10 protein-coding genes are annotated in these 19,551 nt (G+C 37.7%); 8 read left to right on the forward strand and 2 right to left on the reverse strand.

Translation table 11 applies throughout. The features are described 5' to 3' along the window. Nucleotides 1–49 precede the first annotated feature (49 nt). From FHR29_RS01265 to FHR29_RS01290, 6 genes are all read left to right on the forward strand, one after another. Nucleotides 50–3,544 carry a TonB-dependent receptor gene (locus tag FHR29_RS01265; protein WP_183911906.1) on the forward strand — a complete coding sequence of 1,165 codons (3,495 nt, stop codon included), beginning with the start codon at nucleotides 50–52 and terminating at the stop codon, nucleotides 3,542–3,544. A gap of 4 nt (nucleotides 3,545–3,548) precedes the next feature. Further along, the gene (locus FHR29_RS01270; protein ID WP_183911908.1) at nucleotides 3,549–5,459 is read left to right on the forward strand and encodes a RagB/SusD family nutrient uptake outer membrane protein; all 1,911 of its coding nucleotides are present in this window, start codon (nucleotides 3,549–3,551) and stop codon (nucleotides 5,457–5,459) included. Between the two features lie 14 nt (nucleotides 5,460–5,473). Further along, complete coding sequence (locus tag FHR29_RS01275) at nucleotides 5,474–6,655, forward strand: DUF5000 domain-containing lipoprotein (RefSeq protein ID WP_183911910.1); 1,182 nt, start codon at nucleotides 5,474–5,476, stop codon at nucleotides 6,653–6,655. Nucleotides 6,656–6,727: 72 nt separating this feature from the next. Then, nucleotides 6,728–7,837 (forward strand): DUF4998 domain-containing protein, encoded by a 1,110-nt coding sequence (locus FHR29_RS01280; RefSeq protein WP_183911912.1) that lies wholly within the window; start codon nucleotides 6,728–6,730, stop codon nucleotides 7,835–7,837. 54 nt (nucleotides 7,838–7,891) lie between these two features. Further along, complete coding sequence (locus FHR29_RS01285) at nucleotides 7,892–8,866, forward strand: hypothetical protein (RefSeq protein ID WP_183911914.1); 975 nt, start codon at nucleotides 7,892–7,894, stop codon at nucleotides 8,864–8,866. Between the two features lie 336 nt (nucleotides 8,867–9,202). After that, nucleotides 9,203–11,278, forward strand: a complete 2,076-nt coding sequence (locus tag FHR29_RS01290; RefSeq protein WP_183911916.1) for a GDSL-type esterase/lipase family protein — start codon at nucleotides 9,203–9,205, stop codon at nucleotides 11,276–11,278. 167 nt (nucleotides 11,279–11,445) lie between these two features. On the opposite strand, the gene FHR29_RS01295 is transcribed toward FHR29_RS01290, so the two are convergent. Next, on the reverse strand, nucleotides 11,446–13,689 hold the full coding sequence (locus tag FHR29_RS01295) for a glycosyl hydrolase family 95 catalytic domain-containing protein (protein ID WP_183911918.1): 2,244 nt from the start codon (nucleotides 13,687–13,689) through the stop codon (nucleotides 11,446–11,448). Between the two features lie 130 nt (nucleotides 13,690–13,819). After that, a complete protein-coding gene (locus FHR29_RS01300) occupies nucleotides 13,820–14,686 on the reverse strand; it encodes an AraC family transcriptional regulator (RefSeq protein WP_132770220.1) in 867 nt (288 codons plus the stop codon). A 244-nt stretch (nucleotides 14,687–14,930) separates the two neighbouring features. On the opposite strand from FHR29_RS01300, the gene FHR29_RS01305 reads away from it, so the two are divergent. Together FHR29_RS01305 and FHR29_RS01310 are read left to right on the forward strand one after the other, a co-directional pair. Continuing rightward, on the forward strand, nucleotides 14,931–17,894 hold the full coding sequence (locus tag FHR29_RS01305; protein WP_221197780.1) for a glycoside hydrolase family 2 TIM barrel-domain containing protein: 2,964 nt from the start codon (nucleotides 14,931–14,933) through the stop codon (nucleotides 17,892–17,894). Nucleotides 17,895–17,912: 18 nt separating this feature from the next. Continuing rightward, complete coding sequence (locus FHR29_RS01310) at nucleotides 17,913–19,544, forward strand: sodium:solute symporter family transporter (protein WP_132770216.1); 1,632 nt, start codon at nucleotides 17,913–17,915, stop codon at nucleotides 19,542–19,544. Nucleotides 19,545–19,551: the final 7 nt, after the last annotated feature.

Here is a 19,551-nt window from a genome sequence, read left to right on the forward strand (position 1 = left end):
AATAACCAATTAAAACGTACTAGTTAATTTTTAAATCTAACCAAAGATAATGAATAATGTAGAGAACTGCTATCGGTGCTTTGAAAAGTATCCGGGCGTATGCAGGTGGAAAAAACTGAAGCTTGTATTTACGTTCGTATTCCTAATGGTCTTACATGTAAATGCAAATACATTTAGTCAGACTATTTCATATTCCAAATCAAATGTTTCTTTAACAGACTTTTTAAAAGTCGTTAAATCAAAGACCAATTATAATATAATCGCGAAAGGAAACCTGTTAAAGGGGAAAGTGCTCAAAAATGTAAAATTAGTAAATACTCCTTTAGAAGAGGCTTTACAACAGGTGTTATTTCCGCTGGATCTTCAATATATTATGGAGAAAAAAGCCATTATCATCATCGAGAAAAAAGAAGATACCCGTAAGATGAGTGTGGTTACCAAAGTGAATTATATGCCTGTACAGATTGCAGTACCCATTAATCAACAAGAGAAGATAGCGGTGTCGGGTACAGTGAAAGATTCTTTAGGTACCGTGATATCTAGTGTTTCCGTCACTGTGAAGGGGCGATCAGGGATAGGTACGACCACGGACCAAAATGGGCGTTATATCTTGGACATCAATAAAGGAGAAACACTTATTTTCCGTTCTGTGGGATATGCAGCGCTTGAGATTCCGAATGTTGAAAAACCTACTCTTGATGTAATGCTGACGAGTGTCAATCAAGGTATAGAAGAAGTGGTCGTAACGGGATTTGGTACAACACAAAAGAAGGAAAGTCTGGTGGGAGCTGTGACGACGATCAGCCCTAAGGAATTGAAGACTTCATCGAGTAATCTTACAACAGCTTTGCAGGGGCGGGTAGCCGGTATGATTGCTTATCAAACTTCGGGAGAACCGGGGCAGGATAATGCGCAGTTTTTTATCCGTGGAGCAGCAAGTTTTGGATATAAGACAGAACCATTAATACTGATTGATGGTCTAGAGCTGAATTCTACCGATTTAGCGCGCTTACAGCCAAATGATATTGAAAGTTTTTCGATTTTGAAAGATGCTACGTCTGCCGCAGTGTATGGTGCTCGAGGTGCTAATGGTGTGATTTTAGTAACGACTAAGAGAGGTCGAGAAGGAAAGGCAATCTTAAACTTTCAACTGGATCGTAATACCTCTGCACCTACCAGAAATTTAGAATTAGCCGATCCTATTACGTATATGATTAAGGCCAATGAGGCGGCGATAAACCGTAGTCCCGAGGCTGTAACGCCTTACTTTCAAAGTAAGATCGATGCAACAATTGCGGGAATGGATCCTAATCTCTATCCGGCTAATGACTGGATGGGTATGTTGCTCAAGAAAAGTACAACCAATACCAAAGCCAATATGAGTATAAGAGGGGGCGGAAAGGTGGCTTCGTATTTTGTGACGGGATCAATGAATACGGACAACGGTATTTTAAATGTTGATAAGCGTAATAATTTTAATAATAATATCAAATTGAATTCGTACTCCCTGCGATCAAATGTGGATATGAAATTAACATCTTCGACAGACTTGGCTGTCAGGATGTACGGCAATTTTGACGATTATAATGGTCCCTTGAATGGGGGAAGTGCTGTTTATTCCAGTATTGTAAACACCAATCCAGTTCGTTTTCCGGCATACTATAAGCCAGATGAGGCAAATGAATTTACCGAGCATATTTTGTTTGGAAACTATCAATCAAGTGAAGGTGCTGGTTTTTACAACAATCCGTATGCAGAAATGGTTAGAGGGTATCAGGATTATTCAAGATCCTTGATGCTTTCACAACTGGAGTTAAAACAAGATTTGTCTGAGATTTTGCTGCAAGGATTGAAGCTTAGGTTTATGGCGAGCACACAGCGACGTTCGTATTTTTCTATTAATAGAAAATACAATCCGTACTACTATATGCTGGATGAAGGGAGCTTGATGAACGGTGTTTATAATCTCATTCAACTGAATGAACTAACAGGTAGTAATACGCTTGACTATACACAGTCTCCTAAAGAAGTCGCAACTTCTTCATATGGAGAGTTAGCACTAAATTATGATCAAGTATTTGCAGACAAACATTCCGTAAGTGCTTTGTTGGTTGGGATTTTAAGAAATAGTATTGAGTCTTCTGCAAAGACAACTTCATTGCAGACTTCTTTACCTTACCGAAATCTAGGCGTTTCAGGAAGAGCGAGTTATGGTTATGACAGCCGTTATATGATTGAGGTCAATTTTGGGCTAAATGGTTCTGAACGTTTCCATAAAGATAGCCGTTACGGTTTTTTCCCCTCTGCTGGGGTAGCATGGAATATTGCAAATGAAAGTTTTTGGAAACCGATGTCTGATATTGTCAAACAATTTAAACTTCGTGCTACCTATGGTTTTATCGGTAATGATGCTATTGGTGGACCAGAAGACCGTTTTTTCTATTTATCGGACGTTCAACTGAATAATCCAGCAATGAGTTACTCATTTGGGGAAAATTTTACTCGAAACCGACCAGGTGTATCAATCAATAGATATGATAATATTTTCATTACCTGGGAGAAATCAAGACGCTTAAACCTTGGTATGGATCTGAATATTAAAGATTTTACAATTGTTGCGGATTATTCAACCGATCACCGTACAAATATCTTAATGAACCGGGCATTTATTCCAAGCACGATGGGCTTAGCTGCTGCGGTGAGGGCAAATGTAGGTAAGGCCAAATCTGAGGCTTTCGAGGCTTCGGTAGATTATAATAAAGGTTTCGCTTCAGGTTACTGGTTGGGATTGCGTGCGAATTTTACGTATGCAACTAATCGATACCTGGTCTACGAGGAGTCCGAGTATCCCAAAGGAGAAGAATACCGAAGTGTTGTCGGTAATCCACTTAGTCAAGGCTATGGCTTAATTGCCGAACGTCTGTTTATCGATGAAGAGGATATCCGTAATTCGCCTTTGCAAACCTATGGTGAATATATGCCTGGCGATATAAAATTTCGGGATATCAATAGAGATGGCCGGATAACAGATGCAGATCGTGTTCCGTTAGGTTTCCCAACTTCTCCGGAGGTAACTGTGGGTTTCGGTTTTTCCATGGGATATAAAGGTCTCGACTTTTCATCCTTTTTCTCTGGATTAGGAAGAAGGTCTTTTTGGATAAACTATGGGGCTACAAGTCCATTTATCGGCGACCAACGGGCATTCCTGAAGGCATATGCTGACGATCATTGGTCTGAAGAGAATAAAAATTTGTATGCCCTTTGGCCAAGATTAAGTTCTGCAGTGAACAATAACAATGCACAACAAAGTACCTGGTTTATGCGGGATGGTTCGTTCCTGCGATTGAAACAGGTGGAGTTGGGATATACACTTCCTGAACATTGGCTTTCTAAACTTAAAATATCAAAATTACGGGTATATGTTCTTGGAAATAACTTGCTGACGTTTAGCAAGTTCAAGCTATGGGATGTTGAGTTGGGTGGAAATGCGTTTAATTATCCGATTCAGCGTGTTTACAATTTTGGTATCAATCTAACTTTTTAAACTTATGAAAACAAAAAATATACTATCAGGTATTTTGATAACAATTGTTATAATGGTCAGCTCTTGTAAAAAGTTTCTGGATGTGGTGCCAGATAATATTGCGACGATACAGGATGCTTTCGTAAGTAAAGCAATGGCTGAACGATATTTGTATACCTGTTATTCTTATTTACCCGTTGATGGTGATCCAACGACAAACCCTGCATTTCTTGGTGGCGATGAAATATGGCTGTATGAAGGGATCGATCAAAATCCTATTATTGATTACAGAGCATGGCTTATTGGTCGTGGAGAGATGGGAATCACCGATCCGGTACTGAATTACTGGGATGGGGAATATGGAGGTAAAGATCTTTATCAGGGAATTCGGGATTGTAATATTTTTCTAGAAAACATAACTATTCCACGCGATCTTAATTCATTTGAACGCGATCAGTGGATCGCGGAAGTGAATTTTTTGAAGGCATACTATCACTTTTATTTATTTAGGATGTATGGTCCTATTGTTTTGGTAAAGGAGAATCTACCTATTTCATCAACACCTGAAGAAGTAAGAGTGTATCGGGCCACAGTTGATGAAACAGTGGATTATATTGTGGAAACTTTAGATAAGGCTATTCCAAATCTTCCGGATAAAGTAGAAAGCCCCATTAATGACCTGGGAAGAATTACAAAACCAATTGCACTGGCCATTAAGGCTCGTGTATTATTACTCGCCGCGAGTCCATTATTTAATGGGAATACAGAAATGGCTTCATTGATGGATAATACTGGAAAGCAGTTATTCAATCAGGTAGAAAAGAAAGAAAAATGGACGATTGCGATGGATGCGGCGAAAGAAGCGATTGCTTCGGCAGAAGCCAGTGGTTCCAAACTGTATGATTTTTTACCTACAGCAGGAACAGGAACGCTTTCAACTGAAACACGTACTTTATTGTCAATACAGGGGGCAATAACTGAAAAATGGAATCCTGAAATTATCTGGGGATTGACAAACAGCAATACATCCACTTTGCAAGATGCCTCTATGGCTCGTGTAGTTGGGAATTATAGCATTTTATCGTGTATTTCACCTACTATGAAAATGACAGAGCTGTTTTATTCAAAAAATGGGGTGCCGATAAAGGAAGATAAAACTTATCCTTTCGCTGATCGATTTGTCTATCGCGTGGGAGAGGTTGACCATAAATACTATGTAAAAGAAGGGCAGTCTACAGTACAACTGCACTTTGATCGCGAACCTCGATTTTATGCGGATATGGGATTTGATCGCGGAATCTGGTATGGGCTCGGAAAATATGAAGATGGAACTGTTAATACGAATTACGTCAAAGCCAGATTTAAAGAGACCGCAGGAAAGACGAATATCCGTAATTTTTCTGCAACAGGTTATTGGCCTAAGAAATTAGTTAATTACTTGAATACGATGTACGAAGGAAGTGATTACAGTATCCAGCGTTATACCTGGCCGAATGTACGTTTGGCAGATTTATATCTGATGTTTGCTGAGGCTGCTAATGAATCGAATGGTCCTGGTGATGATGCGCTTGTATATCTGGATAAAGTCCGGGCACGCGCTGGTTTGAAAGGTGTAAAGGAGTCTTGGACAAATTATTCATCTAATCCAAATAAGCCTGCGACGAAAGAAGGTCTTCGGGATATTATCAGACAAGAGCGGTTAATTGAGATGGCTTTTGAAGGTAGCCGATTCTGGGATTTAAGAAGATGGAAAACTGCACCTGAAGAAATGAGTCAAACGATTAAAGGTTGGGATATCAATCAGGAAAGTATGGAAGGATTTTATAGAGAAAGGGTGTTGTTTACTCCTCAATTTGAAATAAAGGATTATTTCTGGCCTATTAAGGATAACAATATACTGGTCAATAAAAATTTGGTTCAAAATCTTGGATGGTAATTAAAAGATCTATTATGAAAATTAAAATATTAAGGTTGATCTTGCTCGGTTCGATGTTTTGGACCAATGCATGTAAAGAAGATCTAGGTACAACAGAACCGCTGTCATCGGATGGAAAAGGTCCAGGAACTGTCAATAACGTTAACATAGAAAATGGTCCCGGACGTGCTGTGTTACATTATAAAGTCCCGACTGATGTGGATTTGTCCTATGTGAAAGCGAGGTATGAGATCCGACCCGGAGTCTTTAGAGAGACTAAATCTTCGAAAAATAATGATTCGTTAGTGGTAGATGGATTTGGAGAGGAAAAGACGTATAAAGTTGAATTGACGGCTTTTGATAAAGGTGAAAATAGTTCTTTACCCACAGTTATCGAGGTCAAGCCGACAACGCCCCCGATTATATCGTTAGCTAATACTATTGGATTGATTGATGATTTTGGAGGAATGGGAATCATCGTCAATAATCCGTCTGAATCAGATTTCAGAATTTTAGTTTCACAAAAAGTGCCAAGTTCAAATATGGAAAGACCTATTAGTACTTTTTATACAAAGGTGAAAAATATCTCTTTTAATATTAGAGGTTATGAACCTGAGCCTGTAACTTTTGTTGTAGTCATCAAAGATAAATTTGGGAATACTTCTTCACCTATTGTTAAGAATATTCTACCTATTGAGGAATTGCTTTTGGATCGGAATCTTTACCGGGCCATTAAGTATGATAATGACACGCCACCTTTAGGTTCAGGTCGCGATATCCCCGCCATTTGGAACAATATATTTGGAGACGATGCTTGGCATTCAGGTAATGGAAAGATGCCGATGTCTGTTTCTTTTGATCTGGGTAAAAAAGTGAAATTAAGCCGCTTTAAATATTTTCAAAGAACGTCAAGCAATAGTTTCATATTTGATCACTATAACTTAAAACGATTTGAAATATGGGGTTCTAATAATCCTTCTAGTGATTGGGCCAGTTGGCAGTTGATTGGCACCTACGAATCTAAAAAACCTTCAGGTTTGCCAACAGGGCAATGGACTAATGATGATATTGCCTATGCACGTGCCGGAGAGGAGTACGGTGTTTTAACATCAGCACCAGAAGTGCGTTATATCCGTGTTAAAATGTTAGAAAGTTGGTCTGGTTTAGATGGAGGACAAATATCAGAAATGCAGTTTTGGGGACAGTATAAAGAATAATAAAACATGAAAAATATAATAAAATTATGGTATTTGTCGAGCATATTATTGACTGTAATAAGTTGCTCTAAAATGAACGATACTATTGCGCCATTTATTGAAGGAGGAGAAATCAGTTATGCTACAAAGGTGGATTCTTTAAAAAGTTTTTCGGGACGTAATAGAGTTGGATTGACCTGGGAACTTCCTGCGAATCACTCTGCTCATAAAGTGTTTGCTTTTTGGAATAAAGACCAGGATTCTGTAGAATTGCTATTTAAACCTGTTAAAGGGAAACTTTATGATGCAGAAATCAAGGATCTGCAGGAGGCAACTTATTTATTTGATATATACTCTTATGATAAGGAAGGGAATCGGTCTATTAAAACCTTAACTTCTGTCAATGTCTATGGCGAGCGCTACGAGGCAACACTTTTAAATAGGATCTTATTGAGCGCTAAGATTGATGTAAATGATCAATTAATAGCTGTATTTGCAAATGCTGAGGAAGCAAACGTAGGAACGGAAATTGTTTACACGGATATCTTGAATAAACAGAAAAAAGTAAATGTGAACCGCTTGCAAAATGAGATTGTTATTGCAGATTGGAAAATAGGAACTCCTGTTTTATATCGATCTTCTTATAAACCAAAAGCAAATGCTATCGATACTTTTTACGTAAAAGAGGAGGAGACTATGAAGATAACAAAAGATATCTCTGCGCAATATCTTAAAAATTTTCAACAACCTTTTTTACCTGTTCAACAAGCTAACCGGTTTCGGGATCCGTTAAACTGGATCGTTAATGCTACTGTACAGAATCATGGCGAAATGGGGGGCTGGAGTACGGATGACAATACGGTACTGAATATGGAGTCGGGGTGGGGCTCAACTAATATTGTTAATGGAAAAATGTATCAAACAACTATGTTACCTAAAGGAGAATATAGGTTACAAGTTGAATTGGGAGCATTTGGTTTAGGTAGCTCGACTGTTAAAATTGTTGCTATTCCCGGACAGGTGATACCTGATTTTGATAGTAATAAGCAAGTGCCAGGGGCTTATGGAAGTATAAGTTTGGAACTTAAAGGTTTTGATTTTACAGTATCAAATGATGGTCCGGTTACGATAGGATTTATTGCAAATATGATTGGCGACCAATATTGGCGGGTGCGGAAAGTAACCCTTTACCGATACAATTAGTTTATATCTGTATTGTAAGAGGCGTTATATTTATTTTAACAAATAACATAAATTATGAAATTAAAAATATTTAAAGGGAAACAATGGACTTGTATATTGGTCAAATTACTATTTATTTTGACTTTAGCTTTAAGCTTTAACTCCTGTAAGCAAGATGAAATAGTTTTTGATAGTAGCGAAAAAACTACATCGCCAAAAGCCAGCGTATCAGATGCTTGGCAACTGTTTGTTCGTTTGAATGAAACTTCAGCCGGTAATGGTGAAGTGGTAGCTAATTTTGATTTACTACCACCTTCTGGAGCAAGTACATTAAATCTTATGTTAAAAATTGAAGTTTCTGGACAAAGTTCAGATCTCGTTGGAACAGGATCTTATACTTTTAGGGTTCCTCCTCCTTCTAATCCTATTGGAACGACAACTACAATGTTAAAAGCTAGCCTTTATAGAAATGGCGTTTTATTAGCTTCAAATGCAAGTTCAATAGTTTTAAATTGGTCTCATGGAGTGGCACAAATACAAAAAGAGATTACATTTTCTATACCCAAAATAACTGTCGATGTTTTAGGGAGAAAAACTCTAGAAATTCAACATATTTTCAATGGTACTGAAAATGTGACAATGTATGTATATTATATTTCACCTGACTATTATACACCTGAAGGGAATATTAAAACTGATAAAGCTATGTTCATTGGTCGATATCCTTTAAGTCCAGCTAGTAATACAAGCTTTGGATACCATCAATTATACCTGACTGACGTTTTAATGGGAATATATGGTGTCAATTCTGATCATATCAAAGTATTTTTCACTAGTAAAGATTATAGCTTGTTTCATCTTACGAGTCAAGTTCCGGGTTTAAATAAATGTAATATAATTGACGTTTGTATGAATTCCGGGGCAACTACTCTGGATCCAGATGCACCTGGTCTCAATGAAAGCTATCTTGATATAAATAGTGCTTATATTACCACAAGATCTAATTTTTTAAATCGTATACTTGATGCTCAAATTGAATATTTTTTTTAATAGCAGCATATAATTGCAAAAATTATGTAAACCAATGTCTTTGGTTTTTGAATATTGGAATTTGTTTACTGCATATATTAAATTAACAAAATACACGTTTTAGCTACGACCTCTTTGTTAGGAATAATAGTATTTATTGCAAATATGACTGGCGATCAATATTGGCGGGTTCGTAAAGTGACGCTTTATCGTAACTTTTAATTGAGCACTTCTAAAATTTTATATTCAAATTGAATGTTTAGTCGGAATGTTTATTCCGGCTAAACTTTTGCTGTTTAGGACTCTCTTGGTGTAATGATTTTTTTTATCTTTATATGATATCTAAACCTAAAACCGATGATTAAAAATCTATTGTCTATTTGTATCAAATGGATCCTTATTATGCTGAGCACTATTACGATACTTTTTGCTCAATCTAAGGGTAAAATTTATTGTATCGGACAGGAATTCACGACAGGATCTGCGATGTTTATGCCTGAAAAAAATAACTTTCCTGCACAGTTGGGAGGGATGTTCGGCAAAGATTATCAAGTATTTTTAAATGGAAAGGATGTCGTAACAAACGCTCCGATATCTATTGATAATCATGTATTAAAACATTTGGATGATCTGAATATTAAGAAAGGAGATTTTCTGATTCTTGATCTGAATCATGATGTTGATTTTTCACAAGGAGATGATAGCAAATTATTGAAAAATATCACTTCATCAATCAATAAAGGTGCTCGAGTGGTATTGCTGCATACTCCTAGTAACTCGTATGAAAAGCAACAATTATCTGCGAGAATACAATTACAGACGCTTGCTTTTAAGAGTAACTGCGAAATCGTGGATTTATCCCCTGCTTTATATGGAGGTGACGCTTATCTGGATAAAGAGAAAAGGCTAACGTCTATCGGTGCTAGTTTTGTTGCAAAGCGATTATATGAACTTATAAAAACACCAGTAACCGGTGCTTCAAGAATTAAAATAAAGAATGGAAAGCGTGAGTCTTTTTATGGATTTTCTTCTGAAACGTTCGATTTTGAAGGTAAAGAAGCGAGAGTTGTGAAACCTAAAATCGTAGCTAAAGGAAGCCCATGGATATGGCGCGCACGTTTCTGGGGACATGAACCTCAATTGGATATTGCGATGTTGGAGCGAGGATATCATATCGTTTACTGTGATGTATCCGAACTTTTTGGCAATGAGGAGTCACTACAAATCTGGAATAATTTTTATAAATTCTTACAGCAATTCGGACTGAATAAAAAAGCAGTTATGGAAGGTATGAGTCGAGGTGGGGTATATATATACAATTGGGCTCTACGTTATCCGGATCGTGTTAGTGCCATTTATGCTGACGCACCTGTGTTAAATTTTAAAAGTTGGCCGGGAGGACAAGGAAAGGGAAAAGGAAGTCCAGAGAATTGGGAAATCTTTAAACAGGTTTATAAACTGACAGAACAACAGGCTCTTAATTTTAAAGATGCACCTGTGGATAGAGCTTCTGAAATCGGTGCGTTAAAAATTCCTTCGATTCATGTTGTCGGTGATGTGGATGATATAGTACCGCCGGATGAAAATACACTTCCTTTTGCCAAAGCTTATATTGCCGCTGGCGGAAAATTGGAAATTATACATAAACCGACAGTGGGTCATCATCCGCACAGTTTAGCTGATCCAACGCCACTGGTAGATTTTCTGCTAAGAGCAGATGGGCGTAAGCTAAACTTTGCAGCTATTGCCGCAGCTGGCTCAGAATATAGGAGTGGAGCGGGTTGGAGTCCAAATATGGGCTGGTGGGGAGAAAATGATGATATTAACCGTATTTTGGACAGTAAGAAACAACAGTTGGACATTTTATTTGTCGGTAATTCCATTACACAGGGTATTGGAGGTACAAGGTCACATCTTCCTTATAAACCAGGTTACACTGCATTTGAATCCGTTTTTTCATCATACAAATGGGATTGTGCAGGAATAGCGGGCGACCGAACACAACATGTACTTTGGAGGTTGATCAATGGTAAATATAAGGAGGCAGCTCCTAAAGTTGTTGTCGTAACAATAGGTGTCAATAATTTCTTAGATGGTGATACGGCTGAAGAAATTGTAGCAGGTATCCTTGAAATAAAAAAATGGATACGCACGAATATGAAGAATTCTAAATTGATCTTAACGGGGCCATTGCCTGTAGGCGTGGAAAGTACGGATCCCCGAAGACGAAAATATGAGGATATACACCGTCTTTTAGCGATTCAGGCTAAAGATCAATGTTGGATCTATGCCCCGCTATCTGATACGTTTATAAAAGCTGACGGTAATTTATCGTTGGATGATTATAGCACTGACGGCATCCATCTTTCTGGAGGGTATACGAAATGGGCGCAAAGTTTGTCAAAAATAATTCAAAAGGCATTAGGTGAATAATTTTTTGAACTCTAATGTTCTATAAAAATATAATTTCTATTAAGGGATAGAATATTAAACAGGACATTTTTTTATAAGAGGAGCCCAATATTTATTGGGCTCCTCTTATTTTTTAAAAACTTCCAATTTTTTCTGTTTATATCATACTAAGGAAGCTTTATATTTAATTAGATTTTTTGAAGTTCTATTTTTTCGCCTGCTTTTAAAGAGATGTTATACGTATCTCCTTCTTTACTGATCATTTTATTTGTTTTTGATTTTAATGGTTGCTCATAGCGTAATCTTAAAGTACCGGTTTGTTCTGCTTTAATGATCAATTTATCAAGTTGACCGTTTGTTTTAGAAGCGCTAATTAAGAAGCCACCTTCAGCTCTGAGATCAGTAAAGGAAATGTTTTTCCAACTTATCGGGATTGCTGGAAATAGCTCCACATAACCTTGTTTGCTCTGTATTAGCAATTCGTGGATTCCCTGTGCAAATGCAAAGTTGCCTTCTAATGTAAATGGTCGATAAGTAAAACCTGAATATTGTCCACCTTTCTGGTCTCCGTTGACATGGAAGGAATTGGTCGAACAAAAATTGTTAGCAAATTTTTGGAGATTAAGAACTGCCTGATCGCCCTCTTTTGCACGGGCATGTAAACAAGCCATCCAGCTGAAGGAGTAACCAACCCAAGCACGAGTGCCTAATTTTTCTAAATGGCGCATTGATTTTGTGATCTGATCTTTATCTTCTGCTTTATTGATATCCAAAAGACCTAGTGGATAGATGGATAAATAGGGTGACATATGACGGTGGGAATGCTCCATAGGAACATCGACCGCAACCATTAATCCTGTTTCATTTTTTGCATAACCGGGTAGTTGTGTTCCTACAGCTCTCCATGCTTTGGCATCGTTTATTTGTCCGCTAGCTTCGCTTACTTCTGCAGCAGCTTCAAATAGAAAATGGGCAAGGGCGAGATCAAAATTGGTCCAATCTTTAAACCAGGCATTTGTGCTATTATCATTATATTCAGGACTTGCGCTAAGTGGAAGATAACGTTTTCCATTGCGTACCTCTGTAATGTTGCGAAGGTAAGTGGCCGATTCGATAATGTACGGTAATGCTCTTTCCTTAAGAAATTTCTTATCCATACTGTACTTCCATTGCATATAGAAATGGTGTGCGGTCCAAGCGCTTACTGTTGGTGAAAGGGCATATTGAACCCAGCCGCCCATGGGGATTCCACTTAATGTCAGAACGCCGGGAATGTTAAGACCTTCAACACCAAAATACTGTTTGGTGTAAGCTAAATTGGCTGGTCTGATTTTCCATAACCAGTCTGTGAAAGTTTCGGCTTCAGCAAGTCTATTTCCTGTATAGGTGGGCCAATAGCTGAGCTGTGTATTCAGATCATTGTGAAAATCTCCTTTCCATGGCGGTAATCCACCATTATCTGCAGTCCAAACTGCTTGAAGTGTAATGGCCGGTGCTCCTTTTCTTGCTGCAGCGCCGATTTTATACATTTCCAAATAGTACTGTCTTTGTAATAAAGCATCAGGTATGTTTATCGCTGATTGCTTCCAGTAAGCATTCCACCAGGAGAGATGAGTTTCTGTAAATTTGTTGGTGGTTTTTGATTGGATCTCTTTATTTAAGTTTGCTTTTTCATTATTGGCTACAGTCCACATACCAATAAGCTTATTGGGCGAGACTTCTTTCCACTCCAATAATACTTCATAAAACCTATTTTCATAGGTCGGCTGGTGAATAAGCTGGCTGTGTGTTGATGTGGTCAACTTCCCTTGTGTATAGCCTAGCCGCGATAGACTTTGTCCATCGACTACGGACACTTCGTTACTATTATCAGAAGCCAACGCATATTGATGTGGAAGTAATTTGGGAAGGGCATTTTGTATATTTTGACCTGTAATCTCAAAATAACCCACTGGTTTATCTGCATGAATAAAGCAAGTAAATGTGTTTCCGTTGTCAAAGCGGACGGTGTTTGTTGCAGTTTTTATATCCAGTACATTGGAGACTACCTTGCCTAAAGAAGCGAGATCAAAAGACATGGCTGCGGCAGGAAGTTTGGTTGGGTAGGGATAATCCCCATAAGGATTGTCACCCCATTTTTGTACTTCGGTATATTGCCCCGAATGAAGTTTTTGCTGTACCCATTTGAAGTCATGTTGTTCAAGTTGAAATGCCTTACGCTCGTCCCATAAATCGGCACGATCTAAAGATAGTCTTAAGGTATTATCTTTTTGCCAGATTAATGCGCCAAGCATACCATTTCCTAAAGGGATGGCTTCGTCCCAACGGGTTGCTAAATGTTCGGATTGAAGATTGTCCTGCTTAGAAGGTTGTGCGTATAGCGGACAGGTTAGCGTAGCTATCGCTATTAATGATAATAAATATGATTTCATTGAAAGCTCTAATGGTTCTTGCCAAAGTTAAAGAATTCACTAAAGTTTGTTTGGATGTTTATTATCAATTATTGATGCAAAGTTAACCTTTTATAATTTATCAACGTGTATTAATACCTGTATTAGGGAATTACATGTCCATTTCTTTACGATATTCCCGTGGACTTTTTCTCATAATAGTTTTAAAGAATTTATTGAAGTTGGTTAGATTTTGATAGCCACTTTGGTAGCAGATTTCAGAAATTGACAGTTGTTTATTCATCAGCAATTTGCACGCATGTCCGATACGCATTTCATTAACAAATTTAGAGAATGATTTTTGGGTATGGCGTTTGAAAAAACGACAAAAGGCATTGGGTGTCATATTAACCAACTCTGCGGCTATTCCTAATGAAACTTCTTCTCGGAAATTTTGCATAACATAAATGTATACATTATTAATGCGATTGGTTTCTTGTTCTCCAAAAGTAGGTTTATAGCCTTCTGAGGCTAAATTTTCGCATTCTTCTGCCTGATGGAGCAATTCAATAAGATTTAGAAATCCTGTGATTCTAGAAAAACTCTTTTTCTGTGCTAGACTTTTAATTAGTTCGGTAGCTTGTTCTAAGGTTTGTCCATGAAATCTCAATCCTCGTTTTGATCTTTTGATGAATTGCTGCATAGCACTAATGGTTGCTTGATCATCTGTAAGTCGTAGTAAGAAATCCGCTGGAAAATAGAGTACGATTGCTCTTGCACGTTCATCATGTTGGGGATTAAGAAAAATATCGTCATTACGCCAGATGTGAGGGATATTTGGTCCCATTAGCACAAGATCTCCAGCACTAAAGCTATCGACATGATTGCCAACGACACGTTTTCCATAACTCTCTAAAATTAGGACGAGTTCACATAACTCATGGAAATGTAAGGGGTTACTCAAAAACTCCTGATCGACCTGCTTGATGAGGATTGTCTTCTCGTTAGGGGGAGACAGTTCAATAAATTGTGCTTTCATAATAGGATATGATGATTAATAATTGTCAAACAAATATAAGTAATAATTTTTCGAATAAAACAATACTGATTATTTTGTCATGTTAAATTATGAAGATGGGTGTAAAAAGTTTTATTTCATGTGTATCAAGTTTTAGTTTGTTGTCTTCAGGAGCGATAACTTTGAGTTCTATGTTCGCGTGTTCGCTTCATATACCTTTATAGTAAATATTTTATGTGTATAATAACCAATTTTTAAAATGAAGATGTTGAAATTAGTAGTGATATTTTTGTTTTTGGCTGTTTCTCATCTCGGTGTTTTGGGACAGGAGTTAGCTTATGAGTTACCAAAGAAAACAAACCAGGTTAAAAGTCCTGTACTATCGCTCAACGGAGAGTGGCAGTTTCAATTTGATAAGCAATCCGATTGGGCACCAATACAAGTACCTGGGGAAGCCGTGATGCAAGGGTATGGAATAGAACATGATAAATCATTTTTTTATAAAAGAAAGTTTACACTGCCCAAAGACTTTAAAGGGAAAAAGATCGTCTTGCGGTTTGATGGTGTCTATAGTCAAGCGACATTAAGTATTAATGGTAAAGTGATCAGAACGCATAAAGGAGGATTTACACGCTGGGAAACCGATATCACTCCTTATGTTAATTTTGATAAGGAAAATGAAGTTTTTCTGGAAGTTCAAGATAAACTGGATGATATATCTTACGCTTCGGGGTATGCACATCATCCGATTGGAGGGATATTAAGAGATGTTACCCTATTTGCAACTGCTGTAAATAGCATACATGATTTTGGTGTTGAAACAGATTTGGATCAGCATTTTAAAGATGCTGTCTTAAAATTAAATTATACGTTGCAAGAGGCGCAAGGTGTTACTGTTCATTATGCGTTATATGATAGTAAGAATAAACTCGTTCCCGAGTCTGAACAACAATTTGTGGTAAACAAAGGTCACAATAGCAATAGTTTTCCAATAGCTAATCCTTTGAAATGGGATGCTGAACATCCTAATCTTTATCGTCTTGATGTTAAAATTAAAAAAGACGGTAATGATACGTATGCGTTTAGTAAAGCGATCGGATTTCGTGAAGTTAAGATTATTGAAGACCAGATGTTTGTGAATGGGAAACCTGTTAAATTAAGAGGGGCTAATCGTCATGATGTTCATCCTACTTTAGGTCGTGTTAGTGTACCTTACTACGATAGTTTGGATGTTAAATTGTTTAAAGATTCTCATATTAATTTTGTAAGAACTTCACATTATCCGCCATCAGAACGATTTGTTGAGTTCTGTAACCGCTATGGAATTTATGTAGAAGTAGAAACAGCTGTTTGTTTTGTTGATACTTATAGACAAAAGAATTATGCACCTGGCGCTACTCAAAATGATGCTAATCATACGGATCAATATCTGAGCCAATGTCGCGAAATGGTCAATACTTTTAGAACACATCCATCGGTTATTATCTGGTCTATTGGAAATGAATCTATCTACGGAAGTAATTTCAGAAAAAGTTGGGATTTGGTTAAAAATGCTGATCAAACCAGGCCTGTTATCTGGAGTTATCCAGGATCGCAATCTAGTGATGCGAAGATTTATGAAATATTAAGTATGCACTATCAGGATGTTAATGGTAATCTGACACAGTTTGGAAAGACAACTAAAGGATATGAAGGACATGGTATACCAGCTTTGTTTGATGAATGGGCACATCCTGCTTGTTACACGTATCAGACCTTACGAGATGATCCGAATATCAGAGAATTTTGGGGAATCTCGATGGATATGATGTGGGGAAGATTATTTCCGACCAAAGGTGGATTGGGTGGTGCAATTTGGGGATATGTAGATGATACCTTTAATATTCCTCAAACCTTGAAAAAAGGTACACCATTTTGGAATGAATTTGCAAAATCTGCAAAGCCGGAAGGATATCAAGGTCATGCTGTAGGATATGGAGAATGGGGTATTGTAGATGTCTGGAGAAGGCCCAAACCTGAATTCTGGTCGACGAAGAAAGCACAGTCTCCTATTCGGATCTTGAACGAGGGAAAGGTTGTGAAAAATTTTGCAGCACAACAGCAAATAAAATTTGATGTATACAATAGATATGATCACACCAATCTTAATGAAGTAAAATTAGCATATACTTATGAAGGACGTACGAAGACAATTGGATTGCCTTCCATTGAACCCCATGCTAAAGGACAATTTGAATTACCGGCGGAAGAATGGAAAGAGGGGAGATCGGTACGCTTAAACTTTATTGATCAGGATGGTCGTGTCGTGGATACTTATGAGTATTATTTTGGTGAACGACCTATCGATATGCCTGAAGCTTCACATAAGGGTAAACTTAAACTTGTGGAAACTAAAGAAAATTTTATCATCAAGGGACATAATTTTGAAATACCTATTTCGAAGGAAACAGGGTTGATTGAAGGTGCAACTACTAATGGGAAGGTGTTTATTGAAAAGGGGCCTTTCTTGAATATGGATGTAAACCTGAATCATTTAACGGGAGCAGAGGTTAGAAAAAGCGCGAACAAATATTTGATTTACGATAAAGATTGGAAGAAGACCTCTGTGAAATGTGAAATTAAAGATGGTGTTGCGTTACTTGCTATTGCTGGAACTTATCAAGGATTACAAGTGTATTTTGATATTGTGATCAAGTCTGGAGGAGAAATGACGACTAATTACCGTACTGCTGGAGAACCTAACGGCTATCTAAGAGAGGTTGGTATAAAATATTATATGCCAAATGATCTGGACCGTTTGAATTGGAAAAGAGATGGATATTGGAATTACTATCCTGAAGGAGAATTTGCCGGAAATGAAGGGAGTGCTGATCTTTATAAAAGTAAACAGGCTGCATATGGTGAGAAACCTACTCAAGGGTGGGACCAGGATACACACAATTACTATTACTGGTCGGATAAGGGCGCTCGAAGTGAGCATCCTTTAACCAACAAAGCAAAAAGTATGAAAGAGAATGCTTTTTATTATACACTTTCTTCTGGTAAATCAACCCGGGTTTCTGTGATAGCACCAAAGGGTGATGTTGCTTGTCGAATAGACCGTATGGAGGGTGAGCAAGTTATACTGTTTGTCAATAATAAATGGGATTATCCTGAAATCGCCTGGGGGAACTATTGCAAAACGTTAGAAGCGTCTCCATGTAACGGTGCTATAACCTTAAGATTTTAATTATAAAATTAACTACATATGTTAACTTGGATTGATCAATTGATTTATGTTCTGTACTTCATTCTTGTGGGTGGATATGGATATTATATCTATAAGAAAAAGGAGACGTCTGGCTCTTTAAGTCATGATTTTTTCCTCGCAGAGGGATCATTAGCATGGTGGGCGATTGGAGCGTCCATCATTGCTTCTAATATATCTGCAGAACAGTTTATTGGGATGTCCGGCTCCGGATTTGCCTTGGGTATTGCAATTGCTTCTTACGAATGGATGGCAGCCCTAGGATTGATCATTGTCGCGATATTCTTCTTGCCCATTTATCTGAGGAACAAGATTTATACGATGCCTGAATTTCTGAGGAAGCGGTTTGATAATCGGGTGAGTATGATCATGGCTGTGTTTTGGGTGCTGGTATATGTTTTTGTTAATCTCACTTCGATCCTATATTTGGGAGCTTTGGCAATACATGCAATTGCGGATGTTCCATTTGTCTGGTGTATTTGGATATTAGCTATACTGGCAGGATTTATAGCATTAGGTGGCATGAAGGTCATTGGTTATACGGATGTAGTACAGGTCGTACTGTTAATTATCGGTGGCTTGACAACAACTTATATTGCACTGAGCTTGGTCGCTGATGCCGAAGGATTGTCAGGATGGTGGAATGGCTTGAAAGTATTGAAAGCAGAGGTGCCTTCTCATTTTCATCTGTTTATTGAAAAAGGACAATTGACTAAACCTGATGGTGGTGATGCTTACATGGATCTACCGGGGTGGTCGGTACTTATAGGTGGTATGTGGATTATGAATCTTTCTTATTGGGGTTGTAATCAGTATATAACGCAACGGGCATTAGGAGCTAAAAATCTAGCCACTGCGCAACAGGGTATGTTGTTTGCCGCATTTATGAAATTACTGATGCCTTTGATTGTCGTTTTACCAGGTATTGCTGCATTTTATCTATATCAGAGTGGGAATAATCCGCTATTTCAAAACGGTATGATGGACGGAGATATCGTTAAGCCTGATAAAGCGTATCCATTACTGTTATCGATTTTGCCTACTGGATTTAAAGGAATGGCTTTTGCCGCATTGACGGCAGCTATTGTGGCTTCATTGGCTGGGAAAGTGAATAGTATTGCTACAATTGTATCGCTGGATATTTATAAAAATACGCAAACCAAACCGATTGAAGAGTCTTTTTTAGTCAAATTGGGTAAAATCTCGGTTGTAGTTTCGCTATTTATTGGAGCTGCATTAGCACCATTATTAAGTAATCTGGATCAAGGGTTTCAATTTATTCAAGAATTTACCGGCTTTATAACACCTGGTGTACTGGCTATTTTCTTAATGGGTATTTTAACAAAATGGACAACTTCTAACGCCGCTATTGGTGGAGCGCTATCGACTTTCTTTTATTCGATTTTGTTTAAAAATGTATGGTTGGATCAGATGCCTTTTATGAATCGTATTCTTGTGGTTTTTGTCTTTACAGTGATCACGATGACGGTCATTAGTGTTTTTGATAAGAAAAGAAAAAATCAGCAGGCATTGATCTTGGAGAAGGAAATGTTTGTGGTGTCAGATTTATTTAAAGTGGTTAGTTTGTTAATTATAGGCGTGTTGACCGCCTTGTATATCGTTTTTTGGTAATCAATAA

It is taken from the genome of Sphingobacterium sp. JUb56 (genome assembly GCF_014191365.1).
Taxonomy (GTDB): domain Bacteria; phylum Bacteroidota; class Bacteroidia; order Sphingobacteriales; family Sphingobacteriaceae; genus Sphingobacterium; species Sphingobacterium anhuiense.

What these genes read in the sequence shown, in the direction of transcription:
- FHR29_RS01295 (WP_183911918.1), bottom strand. Translation starts at nt 13,689, where the DNA reads ATGAAATCATATTTATTATCATTAATAGCGATAGCTACGCTAACCTGT.
- FHR29_RS01270 (WP_183911908.1), top strand. Translation starts at nt 3,549, where the DNA reads ATGAAAACAAAAAATATACTATCAGGTATTTTGATAACAATTGTTATA.
- FHR29_RS01285 (WP_183911914.1), top strand. Translation starts at nt 7,892, where the DNA reads ATGAAATTAAAAATATTTAAAGGGAAACAATGGACTTGTATATTGGTC.
- FHR29_RS01310 (WP_132770216.1), top strand. Translation starts at nt 17,913, where the DNA reads ATGTTAACTTGGATTGATCAATTGATTTATGTTCTGTACTTCATTCTT.
- FHR29_RS01275 (WP_183911910.1), top strand. Translation starts at nt 5,474, where the DNA reads ATGAAAATTAAAATATTAAGGTTGATCTTGCTCGGTTCGATGTTTTGG.
- FHR29_RS01305 (WP_221197780.1), top strand. Translation starts at nt 14,931, where the DNA reads ATGTTGAAATTAGTAGTGATATTTTTGTTTTTGGCTGTTTCTCATCTC.
- FHR29_RS01290 (WP_183911916.1), top strand. Translation starts at nt 9,203, where the DNA reads ATGATTAAAAATCTATTGTCTATTTGTATCAAATGGATCCTTATTATG.
- FHR29_RS01300 (WP_132770220.1), bottom strand. Translation starts at nt 14,686, where the DNA reads ATGAAAGCACAATTTATTGAACTGTCTCCCCCTAACGAGAAGACAATC.
- FHR29_RS01265 (WP_183911906.1), top strand. Translation starts at nt 50, where the DNA reads ATGAATAATGTAGAGAACTGCTATCGGTGCTTTGAAAAGTATCCGGGC.
- FHR29_RS01280 (WP_183911912.1), top strand. Translation starts at nt 6,728, where the DNA reads ATGAACGATACTATTGCGCCATTTATTGAAGGAGGAGAAATCAGTTAT.